General features: G+C 76.3%; 8 protein-coding genes. 5 read left to right on the forward strand and 3 right to left on the reverse strand.

Features of this window, described 5'->3' with window-relative positions; all coding sequences use genetic code 11:
- Positions 1-260 precede the first annotated feature (260 nt).
- Positions 261-1,544 (forward strand): ATP-binding protein, encoded by a 1,284-nt coding sequence (locus ACFV0G_RS24335; protein ID WP_380551673.1) that lies wholly within the window; start codon positions 261-263, stop codon positions 1,542-1,544.
- 43 nt (positions 1,545-1,587) lie between these two features.
- Here the strand turns inward: ACFV0G_RS24335 and ACFV0G_RS24340 are convergent, their stop codons facing one another.
- Together ACFV0G_RS24340 and ACFV0G_RS24345 are read right to left on the reverse strand one after the other, a co-directional pair.
- On the reverse strand, positions 1,588-2,196 hold the full coding sequence (locus ACFV0G_RS24340) for a hypothetical protein (RefSeq protein ID WP_380551676.1): 609 nt from the start codon (positions 2,194-2,196) through the stop codon (positions 1,588-1,590).
- A 32-nt stretch (positions 2,197-2,228) separates the two neighbouring features.
- Positions 2,229-3,056, reverse strand: a complete 828-nt coding sequence (locus ACFV0G_RS24345; RefSeq protein WP_380551679.1) for a hypothetical protein — start codon at positions 3,054-3,056, stop codon at positions 2,229-2,231.
- Positions 3,057-3,183: 127 nt separating this feature from the next.
- Between ACFV0G_RS24345 and ACFV0G_RS24350 the strand changes: the two genes are divergently transcribed.
- Positions 3,184-4,491, forward strand: a complete 1,308-nt coding sequence (locus ACFV0G_RS24350) for an MFS transporter (protein WP_380551682.1) — start codon at positions 3,184-3,186, stop codon at positions 4,489-4,491.
- An 83-nt stretch (positions 4,492-4,574) separates the two neighbouring features.
- Here ACFV0G_RS24350 and gcvH read toward each other — a convergent pair whose 3' ends face one another.
- Complete coding sequence (gene gcvH, locus ACFV0G_RS24355; protein WP_380551685.1) at positions 4,575-4,973, reverse strand: glycine cleavage system protein GcvH; 399 nt, start codon at positions 4,971-4,973, stop codon at positions 4,575-4,577.
- 349 nt (positions 4,974-5,322) lie between these two features.
- Here gcvH and ACFV0G_RS24360 point away from each other — a divergent pair, with 349 nt between their 5' ends.
- The 3 genes from ACFV0G_RS24360 to ACFV0G_RS24370 form a co-directional block, all read left to right on the forward strand.
- Positions 5,323-6,303 carry a hypothetical protein gene (locus ACFV0G_RS24360; RefSeq protein WP_380551688.1) on the forward strand — a complete coding sequence of 327 codons (981 nt, stop codon included), beginning with the start codon at positions 5,323-5,325 and terminating at the stop codon, positions 6,301-6,303.
- A 111-nt stretch (positions 6,304-6,414) separates the two neighbouring features.
- The gene (locus ACFV0G_RS24365; protein ID WP_380551691.1) at positions 6,415-8,310 is read left to right on the forward strand and encodes an HSP90 family protein; all 1,896 of its coding nucleotides are present in this window, start codon (positions 6,415-6,417) and stop codon (positions 8,308-8,310) included.
- A partial coding sequence (locus ACFV0G_RS24370; protein ID WP_380551694.1) for a hypothetical protein occupies positions 8,310-10,997 on the forward strand: 2,688 nt, incomplete at its 3' end. The genes ACFV0G_RS24365 and ACFV0G_RS24370, both read left to right, overlap by 1 nt.

Below are 10,997 nucleotides of genomic sequence, written 5' to 3' on the forward strand. Positions count from 1 at the left end.
CTGGCGAGGGGCAGCGGCGGCGCGGCCACGGGCTGTAGCGCGCCGCGGCGCGGCCCCGGCCAGCGGGCGATGCCGGTTGCCGGGCCCGCCGGCCCGTCGGCCACGGCCCTGCGGGCCCGCCCGGTGGTGCCTAGACTGCCGGGAAGGGGCCGTTCGGCGGCTGCTCCGCCGGCCGCGGCCGGCACCGGCCGTGCGACCCGGGGCCCCACCCCGTGCGGGACGGCGGTGCGCGGGGCGAGCACGGCCGGGAGGACGGCGCGATGAAGCCCTGGCGGATCCGGGACCTGGCGGAAGGCGACCTGGACCAGGTGGTGCGGATCTGGGAGGAGTCGCGCGACACCGCGGCGGATCCCGCGGTCAGCCTCGCCGAGGTCGTCGGGGCGCTGCGGGCGGACACGCCCGCCGTCGTCGCGACGGTCGGCGCACGGGTGGTGGGCGCCGCGGTGGCCTCCACCGCGCAGGAGCGGGCCTGGGTGCTGCGGCTGGCGATCGCCCGCGAGTGGCGCCACCACGGCATGGGGTCGGCACTGCTCGCCGTGCTGGAGGAGCGGCTCTCCGAGGCGGGGGTGCGCCGGATCGGTGCGCTGCTGCCGGAGGGCGAGGTCGGCGAGCAGGCCTTCAAGAACTCCGGCTACACCTACCGGCCCGACCTGAGCTACTTCGAGAAGCTGCTCTCGCCCGCCTCGGCGGAGGCGACCCTGCTCGACCAGCTCGGCGGCGCGGTGCCGGCGAGCGGCCTCTGGGACGGCATCGCCGGCATGGCCGCGGAGAAGGAGTTGATCGAACGGCGGCTGGTGCTGCCGCTGGAGCACCCGGAGGTCGCGGAGCAGTACCGGCTGGTGCCGCCGCGGGCGGTGGTGCTGTTCGGGCCGCCGGGGACGGGCAAGACCACCTTCGCCCGGGCGGTGGCCTCCCGGCTCCGCTGGCCGTTCGTCGAGGTGCTCCCGTACCACCTCGCCGACGACGGGGGCGGCGCGGCGGACGGGCTGCGCCGGCTGTTCGCACAGGTGGAGCACCTGGAGGAGGTCGTGCTCTTCTTCGACGAGGCGGAGGAGATCGCCTCCGAGCGGCAGGACCCGGCCAGCCAGGCGCACCGGGTGACCAACGAACTCCTCAAGCTCATCCCGGAGTTCCGCCGGGGCGAGCGGCGGTTGCTGATCTGTGCGACCAACGCGGTGCGCTCGCTGGACGCGGCGTTCCTGCGGCCGGGCCGCTTCGACTTCCTCATCCCGGTCGGGCCGCCCGACCCGGAGGCGCGCCGGGCCATCTGGACCCGCTACATCGGGCCGGACCGGGTGGCCGGTCTCGACCTGGACGCCCTGGTCGAGGCCAGCGACCGGTTCACCCCGGCGGACATCGAGTACGCGGCGCAGACCGCGGCCCAGACCGCCTTCGAGCGGCACCTCGCGGGCGATCCGCGCACCGACGCGCAGTCGCCCCGCACCGAGGACTACCTGCACGCCGTCGGCCGCACGCGGACCTCGCTGACCCGCGAGGACATCCTGGCCTTCGACCACGACCTCCGGGCGGCCGCCCGGGTCTGACGGGGTCCTGCCGTCCGGGGCCCACCGCCCGGGCGCACGCGGCTCACGGGGCCTGGTTCGGCACCGGCCGTTCGAGCTCGCGGACCCGGACCTCCTGCAGCAGGCCCCAGGTGAAGTCGGCCGTGCACGGCACCGGCCGGCCCGACGCGTCGGGGACGGTGAGGTCGAGCTCCCACCGGGTCGGCGCACTGCCCTCGCGCGGAACGGCGGGCGGGAAGGCGGCCGCGACGTCCGAGACCACACTGCTCCACGGCGCCAGGTCCGGCAGCGCCCTCAGCTCCGGCACCGGCGCGTCGGGGGCGCGGACCAGCCACTCGTTCCACGACGGGCCCGCGTCGCCGCCCGGGCCGAGCAGGATCTCGAAACGCAGGTCGGGCCAGAGCGGCAGCGCCCACTGCTGCGCCGTGCAGACGAGGTCGCCGATCCGGCGGGGGAGGACGGCCACCGGTGGCCCGAGGACGGCGGCGTACCGGCGGCCGCCGTGCGGGAAGCGCGTCGAGCGGACCATCGCCTGCCAGCGCTTGTTCGCCTCCCGCATCCCGGCCCGGGTTGCCCCGAGCCGGTGCACGGCCCGCTCGACCCGCTCCGGCTGGAAGTCGGCCATCCGCCGCAGCAGAACGAGCTGGAACTCGGTGGTCGCGAAGCCCTCCATGGCGCCAGGCTAGAACCGCCGGGCGGCCGGCGTCAGGATTCGGTGGCCGGGCCGGGCCGGAGCTGGTGGAGGGTGTAGCCGCGGCCGGCGGGGTCCAGGCGGCGGGTCGCGGTGGTGAGCAGCTCGGCGGCGCGCCGGTAGGAGAGCCGGCTGCGGCCGGTGTAGGGGCAGCGGTCGGCGGCCGGGGTGCCGGCCGGGGCGCGGCGTTCGGTGAGCAGCAGGGGGCCCTCGGTGCGGCCGGCCACCAGCAGGGGCAGCAGGCGGGCGCTGGCGGCCTGCCAGTGCAGGGCGGGGCGGCCGGTGCGGGGGCGGGTCCGGCGGTGCAGCAGGTCGAGGTCGTCGACGTCCAGGGCGAGGACGGCCTCCACGCGTGCGCCGCTCTCGTGCAGCAGCCGCCAGGTGACCCGTTCGCGCAGCGGTACCCGCAGGGCGAGGACGGCCCGCAGCTGCTCGGGTCCGAGCGCCGCGGCGCCCCCGTCCGGGCGGGGCAGCGGGCGCAGCCCCGCCGCCGGATCGGCGGCGATCCAGCCGAGGTCCTGCCAGTGGGCGAGGGCGCCGCGCAGGATCGACAGCTCGCGGTGGACGGTGCGCGGGTCGGCGTCGGTGCACCGCCGGTCGAGCGCGCCGCGCAGCAGCTCCGCCGCTCCGGGGCCGTCCAGGACCTTCAGCGGCAGGACCGGCGGGTGGGCGCCGCGCCGGGCAGCGCCGACCGGCACGGGGCGGCCGGCCAGCAGCCAGGCCCAGTTGGCGAGGGCGATCCGGTACACCCGGCGGGAGCCCTCGCCGAGCGGTGCCGCCGCCAGGTAGCGGTCGACCGCCACCGCGTACTCCACCGGCACCGAGGTGTCGCAGTAAATCACCGAACCATTGGACCACCGCTGACATCCGGCCCGTCATCGGGGGGTGTTTACTGCGGTGCGCGATTGTTGCGTCGGAAAGACTCAGGAATGCTTGTGGCAGTCGGCTCATGGCAGTGAGACTCCTGCCATGACCCCCATCACTGCGGGTGGCCGCGCGGCCGCCCTGCGCGAACCCGCCTTCCGCCGCTTCCTTCTGGGCCAGGCCGCCTCCCTGCTGGGCTCCGCGATGGCATCGGTCGCCATCGCCTTCGCCGTCCTGGCCGGCGGGGGAGGGGGCAGCGCGCTCGGCGCGGTGCTGGCCGCGCGGGTGGTGCCGATCGTGCTCGTCCTGCTGCTCGGCGGGGTGGTCGCCGACCGGCTCGGCGGGCGCCGGGTGGCCCTCGCCGCCGACCTGCTGCGCTGTGCGGTGCAGGCCGTCCTCGCGGCACTGCTGCTGACGGGCCGTCCACCGCTCTGGGTGATGGCGGTGGCGGCCGCGCTCTGGGGGGTGGGCGAGGGCTTCGCCTTCCCGGCGCTGGGCGCGCTGGTGCCCGGCCTGGTGCGCGGGCCGGCCCTGTTGGCGGACGCCAACACCCTGCTGGGGCTGGCCCGTTCCACCAGCACGGTGGCCGGTCCTGCGCTGGCCGGCCTGCTGGTGGCCGCGCTCGGACCCGGTCCGGTCCTGGCGCTGGACGCGGCCTCGTATGCGCTCTCCGCGCTCGCCCTGGCCGGGGTGTCGGTACGGCCGGCAGCCGGGCCGGGCGGTGGGTCGGTGCTCGGCGACCTCCGGCACGGCTGGGCCGAGTTCCGCTCCCGGACCTGGCTGTGGCTGACGACCCTGCAGATGGGGCTGTTCAACCTGCTGGTCTGGGCGCCGTTCCTCGTGCTCGGCCCGCTGCTGTCCGGGGAGCGGCTCGGCGGGGCCCGCGGCTGGGGGCTGGTGATGGCGGTGTACGGGGCGGGCGCCGTGCTCGGCGGTCTGCTGATGCTGCGTCGGCGCCCGCACCGGCCGCTGGCGGTCGCCACCGCGGCCGCCGTCGGCTGGGCACTGCCGTCGGCGGCGCTGGCCGCCGGGCTGCCCCTGCCGTGGACGGCGGCGGCCGCGCTGCTCGCCGGTGTGGGCGCGGCGGTCTGCGACACGCTCTTCACCACCGTCACCCAGCAGCGGATCCCGGCCGGATCGCTGGCGCGGGTGCACTCCTTCGAGGCGCTCGGCGCGTTCGTCCTCGGCCCGCTCGGGCTCGCCGCGGCGGGCCGGGTGGCCGACCGGCTCGGCGCCGGGCCGGTGCTCGCCCTCGGCGCGCTGTGGCAGGTGGTGGCCGCCGCGGCCGTACTCGCCGTACCGGCCGTCCGTACGCCGGGCCGGATGCCGTCGGGCGGAGCAGCCCCGGACGGGGACGCCCGCCCCGCCGGGGCGGACACCGCCGCCGATGCGCCCGCCCGGGAACCGAACTGATCCGGAACCGAATCGACCCGCGGCCGGACACGCCGGGGGCCGGGGGCGCCGAAGCCCCGGCCCGCCGGCGCCTCCCGCGCGGCCTACTCGGCGGCCTCCGCCTTGATGTAGTCCTCGTACTCGGCGGCGGAGAGCAGTTCGGCGAGGTGCTTCTTGTCCGCGACCTCGACCTCGATCATCCAGCCTTCGCCGTACGGGTCGGTGTTCACGAGCTCGGCTTCGTCGCCCAACTCCGTGTTCACGGCCGTCACCGTGCCGCCGAGCGGCGCGTAGACCTCGGTGACCGCCTTCACCGACTCCACGGTGCCGAACGGCTCCGAGATCTCGAACCGGTCCTTCACCTTGGGCAGTTCGACGAAGACGATGTCACCGAGCTGCCGCTGGGCGTGGTCGGTGATCCCCACCTGGACGCGGCCGTTGCCCAGCGGGCGGACCCACTCGTGGTCCTTGGTGTAGGAGAGGTCTTCCGGGGTGTTCGCCATGGATCCTCCGTGCTGCGGTCGCCGGACGGCGACGCCGGATGTTCGTGTACCGCTGGAGAGACTCCTACAGACCCCTGCGCCCGACCGGGCATTGTCACTCGAACGGGTGGGTCTCCGGTCGGCACCCCGCGCCGCGGCGCCCGCGGCCCCCGTGCCGCGCCGTGTCCGAACGGCCTGCGGCCGCGCGGGGCCCCGACCGGACGGTAATCGACTGCCCGCTTGTCGCCCGGCCGTGATATGTACTCCGTTCGTGTGGTCGTCATGTGCGGCCCGTGACCTGTGTGAACGCACTGAGAAACGAACGCGTGCCGCGGTTGTACCCGACCGGCGGCACGGGGAGGGCTGTGCCATGTCGCTGCTCGGACGCCTGCTCGGACGGCGGTCCGGTCACGCGGGAGGGGAAACACCCGCGATCGACCCGGCCTTCGGCGACGCCGACCTGCGGCTGATGCTCGACCAGAACGCGGCCGCCGACTGGCCCGCCCTGCGCGACGGCCTCGCCGCCGTCGCCGACCAGGCCGACCTCACCTGGCTGGTGGCCCAGCTCGCCGACGCCCCCGGCAGCGAGACCTGGCTGCCCGGGGCCGCCGCCGACGAGCCCGACTCCGCGCTGCCGCTGCTGCTCCTGGGCGCCCGCCACGTCTCCTGGGCCTGGGAGGCCCGCACCCGCGCCACCGCCCAGCACGTCAGCAAGGAGCAGTGGAGGGTCTTCGGCGAGCGCCTGGAGAGCGCCGAGCAGCACCTCTACGAGGCCGCCGAGCGCGAGCCGACCTGGCTCGCCCCCTGGTACTTCCTGCAGATCAGCGCCCGCGGCGCCTCGCTCGGCCCGGACGCCGCCCGGTACCGCTTCGAGGCCGCGCTGCGCCGCCGCGCCGACCACCTCGGCTCGCACCGCCAGCGCCTGCAGCAGCTGTGCGAGAAGTGGGGCGGCTCGCACGAGGAGATGCACGACTTCGCCCGCACCGCGATGCTCGCCGCCCCGGAGGGGAGCCCGCTCGGCGAACTGGTCGCCCTCGCCCACCTCGAGCACTGGCTCTCCCTTGACGGCGCCGACGCCCGCGCCTACATCAACAGCCCGGCCGTCCGCGACCGGCTCCACGAGGCCGCCGACCGGTCCGTCCGGCACCCCGCGTACAGCCGGCCGCGCGGCTGGCAGTCCGCCCACAACACCTTCGCCATGGCGCTCTCGCTCGCCGGGCAGCCCGCCGCCGCCAACCTGCTCTTCCGCGAGCTCGACGGCGCCGTCACCCGGTACCCGTGGGCCTACCTCAACGGCTCGCCGGCCGAGGCGTACGTGAAGTTCCGCGACCTCGCGGCCCGCGCCGGCTAGCCGCCCCAGGGCGGGGCGCCTCCACCAGAGGCCCCGCCGCCCGAGTCGCCCGCCGCACCCGGCCCCCGAAGCCCGGCCAACCCGCCGCCGAACCGAAAGAGCCCCGCCCCGGTGTCACCGACCGACAGCACCCCGAGCAGCAACCCGACCGGCACCCCCGGTGCCGCCCCGACCGCGCACACCTTCCAGGTGGACCTGCGCGGCCTGGTCGACCTGCTCTCCCACCACCTCTACTCCAGCCCCCGCGTCTACCTGCGCGAACTCCTGCAGAACGCGGTCGACGCGATATCCGCCCGGCGCGCCCTCGACCCCGACGCCCCCGCCCGGATCACCGTCCGCGCCGACGGCGACCTCACCGTCACCGACACCGGTGTCGGCCTCAGCGAGGCCGACGTGCACACCTTCCTCGCCACCATCGGCCGCAGCTCCAAGCGCGACGCCCAGGGGCTCCTCGACGGCAGCGGCCTCGCCGCCGCCCGCACCGACTTCATCGGCCAGTTCGGCATCGGCCTGCTCGCCTGCTTCGTCGTCGCCGACGAGATCCGGGTGGTCAGCCGCTCCGCCAAGACCCCGGACGCCCCCGTCGTCGAATGGCGCGGCCACTCCGACGGCCGCTACACCATCACCACCCTGCCCGCCTCGGCGATGCCCGAGCCCGGCACCACCGTGCACCTCACCCCGCGCCCCGACGCCGCCCAGTGGACCCGCCACGACCAGGTCGTCGAACTCGCCCGCCACTACGGCAGCCTGCTGCGCCACGAGGTCACCGTCACCGACGCCCGCGGCACCGTCACCCGGATCGACGCACCCGCCCCGTGGGACGTCCGGCACGGCTCCCCGCTGGCCCGCCGCGAGGCCCTGGCCGCGTACTGCCGCGACACCTTCGACTTCACCCCGCTCGACACCATCGAGCTCGACCTGCCGCTGGTCGGCCTGCGCGGCGCCGCCTACGTGCTGCCCGACGCAGCACCGCCCTCCCGGCGGGCCGGCCACCGGGTCCACCTCAAGGGCATGCTGGTCTCCGACCAGGCCGACGACCTGCTGCCCGACTGGGCGTTCTTCGTCCGCTGCGTCGTCGACGCCGACGGCCTGCGGCCCACGGCCTCCCGCGAGGGCCTGTACGCCGACGAGACGCTCGCCGCGGTCCGCGAGGCCTGCGGCGTGCGGATCCGCGACTGGCTGACCGGCCTGTCCGCCAGCGACCCGGCGCTGCTGCACCGCTTCCTCGGCGTCCACCACCTCGCCGTCAAGGCGCTCGCCCGCTACGACGACGAGCTCCTGACGATGCTGCTGCCCTGGCTGCCGTTCGAGACCACCGACGGCAACGTCACCCTGGAGGAGTTCGCCCGGGCGCACCCCGTCGTCCTGGTCGCCCGCACCGTCGAGGAGTTCCGCCAGGTCGCGCCGATCGCCGGCGCCGCCGGCCTCGGCGTCGTCAACGGCGGCTACACCTACGACCGCGACCTGGTGCACCGGCTGCCCGAGATCCGTCCCGGCACCTCCGTCGCCGACCTCGACCCCGGCACCGTCACCGCCCACCTCGACAGCGTCGACCCGGCCGCCGAACTCGCCGCCGCCGCCTTCCTCGCCACCGCCCGCGAGGTCGTCGGCCGCTTCGACTGCGACGTCGCGCTGCGCAGCTTCCACCCCGCCAGCGCCCCCGCCCTGCTCCTCGACAACCGCGAGGCCCGCCACGAGCGCGGCCGTGCCCGCCTCGCCGAGGAGGCCGACGGCCTGTGGGCCGACATCCTCGGCTCACTGCGCTCCGAGGTGCCCCGCGCCCAGCTCGTCCTCAACCACCTCAACCCGCTGGTGCGCCGCGCCGCCACCGTCACCGGCCGCGAACTCGCGGTCATCGCCGCGGAGGCCCTGTACGGGCAGGCCGTGCTGCTGACCCGCCGCCCGCTGACCGCCGGTGAGAGCGCCCTGCTCAACCGCTCGTTCATCGGCCTGCTCGACCACGCCATGCTCGGCCAGGAGACGGCCGACCCGCAGAAGGAGTCCTGATGACGGACACCCCCGAGGCGCTCGCCGAGGCGCTGCGCGCCAACGACACCCGCCCGTACGGGCGGCCGCGCACCGTCACCGCCGAGGAACTCGCCGAGGCCGCCGAGCAGTTCCCCGACAGCCGGGACCTCCAGGTCCTCGCCCTGATGGACCTGATGGAGGCGTACGAGTACGACGGCGAGGCCCGCAAGGCGCCGGTCGTCTTCGCCCGCATCCTCAAGCTGTGGGACAGCCACCCGGACGACTTCAACGAGTGGGCCCGCCAGCAGGTCTTCTGGCGTTTCAAGTGGGTCGCCTCCGCGCTGTGCTCCACCCCGGACGTGCCGCTCGCGGCCATCGAGCGCTGGCACGGCGAGATGCGCAGCCGCTACGAGGCCGCCGGCCACGGCCTGCAGCCGTACTACGCCCAGCGGTTCCACCTCGCCGCGCACACCGGCACCGCCGTCGAGAACGCCTTCGAGCTGTGGGCCACCCGGCCGCGCTCGCTGATGAGCGACTGCCGGGCCTGCGAGATCCGCGCCCGCGCCCGCCACCACCTGTGGCGCGGCGACGACGCCCGCGCGCTCGCCGAGTGGCAGCCCGTGCTGACCGGCGAGAGCACCTGCAGCGAGGAGCCCTGGACGAGCCACGCCTCCGCGCTGCTGCCGCTGCTGCGCGAGGGCCGCCTCGACGAGGCCCGCTCCGGCCACCTGGTCGGCTACCGCGGCGCCCGCGGCAAGTCGTCCGCCGCGCACCAGATCGGCCTGCACCTCGAGTTCTGCGCGCTGTCCGGCAACGAGCCGCGCGGCCTGGAGATCCTCGCCGAGAACCGCGGACTCTTCGACGGCCAGGGCGACCTGCTGTCCCTCCTCGGCTTCCTCATCGGCGCCGAGGTCCTCACCGCCCGCCTTGTCGCACAGGGCCACGGCGAGCTGCCGGCCGCCGGTCCCGCCGGGCGGTCCTGGACGGTCGCCGGGCTGCACGCCCACGTCAGCGGCGAGGCCGCCGCGCTGGCCGCCCGCTTCGACGCCCGCAACGGCACCACCCGGATCGGCGACAGCCGGCTCGCCCGGCTCGCCGCCGAACCGCTGCTCGCCCAGCCGCTCGCCCTCGGCGTGCGGGCCGCCGGGGTGCCCGCCCCGGCGGCCGTCCCCGCACCCCGGCCCGAAGCCGAACCCGTCCCTGCGGACTTCGCCGCCCTGGTGCTCCGCGCCCGCGAGCTGGACCGCGTCGACCACCCCGACGCCCGGATGCTCTGGGACCGGGTCGCCGACGCCATCGGCGCCGAGGACTACGCGCACACCGACCACCCCGGGGTCGGACCGCTGGACCGGATCCGCGCCGACCTCGCCGACCAGCGGGCCCAGCGCGCCTTCGAACGCGACGAGTGGCGTGCGGCACGGCCCGAACTCCTCGCCGCCGCCGACCTGTACGAGGGCGCCGGCGTGCCCGGCCGGGCCCTGGTGATGCGGGCCCGCGCCGCCGCCGCGCACCTCGGCGAGGACGGCGCCCGCGCCGATTGGGAGGTGCTCGACGAGGCGCTGCGCGGCGCCGACGAGCTGGCCGCCGAGGCGGCCCGGACGGGCGCGACGGCCGGCTCCGACCCGGCCGAGGACCGGCTGTCGGTGCTGCACCTGCACGCCTACGCCGGCTACCGGGAACTGGTCGACACCCTGCCCGAGCCGGCCGACGACACGGTGGCCCGTTTCGAACGGACCGTCACGGCGTACCACGACGCGAGCACCGCGGCCGGTGTCGCGCACCGCGTCGCCACCGCCCGCCTCTACCGGGCCGACCTCGCCGCACGGCAGGGCCGCGCGGACGAGGCCCGCACCGAACTCTCCTCCATCGTCGCGCAGCTGAAGCAGGACGGGCTGCCCTGGCGCACCCCGCGCGTGCTCGGCCTGCTCGGCCAGGTCGAGCTGGTGCGCGGCGAGCACGCCCGCGCCGTCGACGCACTGCAGCGGGCGCTGGGCGAGGCCGTCCGCTGGCACGACGACTCCTTCCCCTACGGGCCGACGTACGCGATGCTCGGTCACGCCTGCGAGCACACCGGCGACCCGGCCGGGGCCGTCCGGGCGCTGACCGAGGCCGCCGACCGCTTCGACCGCGACGGGAAGGCCGAGGACGCGACGGGCGCCCGGATGCAGCTCGCCTCGGTCCTGAGCGACAGCGGCCGCGCGGCCGACGCGGTCGCCGTCCTGGAGTCGGTGCTGCCGGCGGCGGACGCGGCCGGGTTCGAGGAGCGGCAGAGCGCGCAGATCCGCCTCGACCTGGCACGCGGCCTGATGGTCCTGGAGGAGTACCGGGAGGCCGCCGAGCACTACCTGCTGCTCGCCGACCAGGTCGAGGCGTGGGAGGACGGCCAGGACATCCACACCATGGTCGCCTGCGAGGCGACCGTCGCCCTCGCCGAGGCCGGCCGCTGGGAGGCCGCCGACGCCGCGCGCGGACGTGCCCTCGCCGCGCACGGACAGGCACCGCGCGCCGACCAGGTCTGCGGCATGCTGAAGGAGCTCTCCCGGCTCACCGTCCAGGCCCGCGGCGCCGAGGGCCTGGACGAGGCACTCGCTCGGCTCGCCGAGTCCGACGAGGTCTGCGACCGCGCCGAGGCGGACGGCCACCCGGTCGACGCCTGGTTCCCGCGCGGGGGGGCGCCCCCCGCGCGCGCGCGCGCGCCAGCCGGCGGCGGCACCCCGACCTATCTG

Source organism: Kitasatospora sp. NPDC059571 (genome assembly GCF_042735675.1).
In the GTDB taxonomy this organism is placed as follows: Bacteria; Actinomycetota; Actinomycetes; order Streptomycetales; family Streptomycetaceae; genus Kitasatospora.

Excerpts from the sequence above, each read along its gene's own strand:
- ACFV0G_RS24335 (WP_380551673.1), top strand. The coding sequence starts at position 261 with ATGAAGCCCTGGCGGATCCGGGACCTGGCGGAAGGCGACCTGGACCAG.
- ACFV0G_RS24340 (WP_380551676.1), bottom strand. The coding sequence starts at position 2,196 with ATGGAGGGCTTCGCGACCACCGAGTTCCAGCTCGTTCTGCTGCGGCGG.
- ACFV0G_RS24350 (WP_380551682.1), top strand. The coding sequence starts at position 3,184 with ATGACCCCCATCACTGCGGGTGGCCGCGCGGCCGCCCTGCGCGAACCC.
- gcvH (WP_380551685.1), bottom strand. The coding sequence starts at position 4,973 with ATGGCGAACACCCCGGAAGACCTCTCCTACACCAAGGACCACGAGTGG.
- ACFV0G_RS24360 (WP_380551688.1), top strand. The coding sequence starts at position 5,323 with ATGTCGCTGCTCGGACGCCTGCTCGGACGGCGGTCCGGTCACGCGGGA.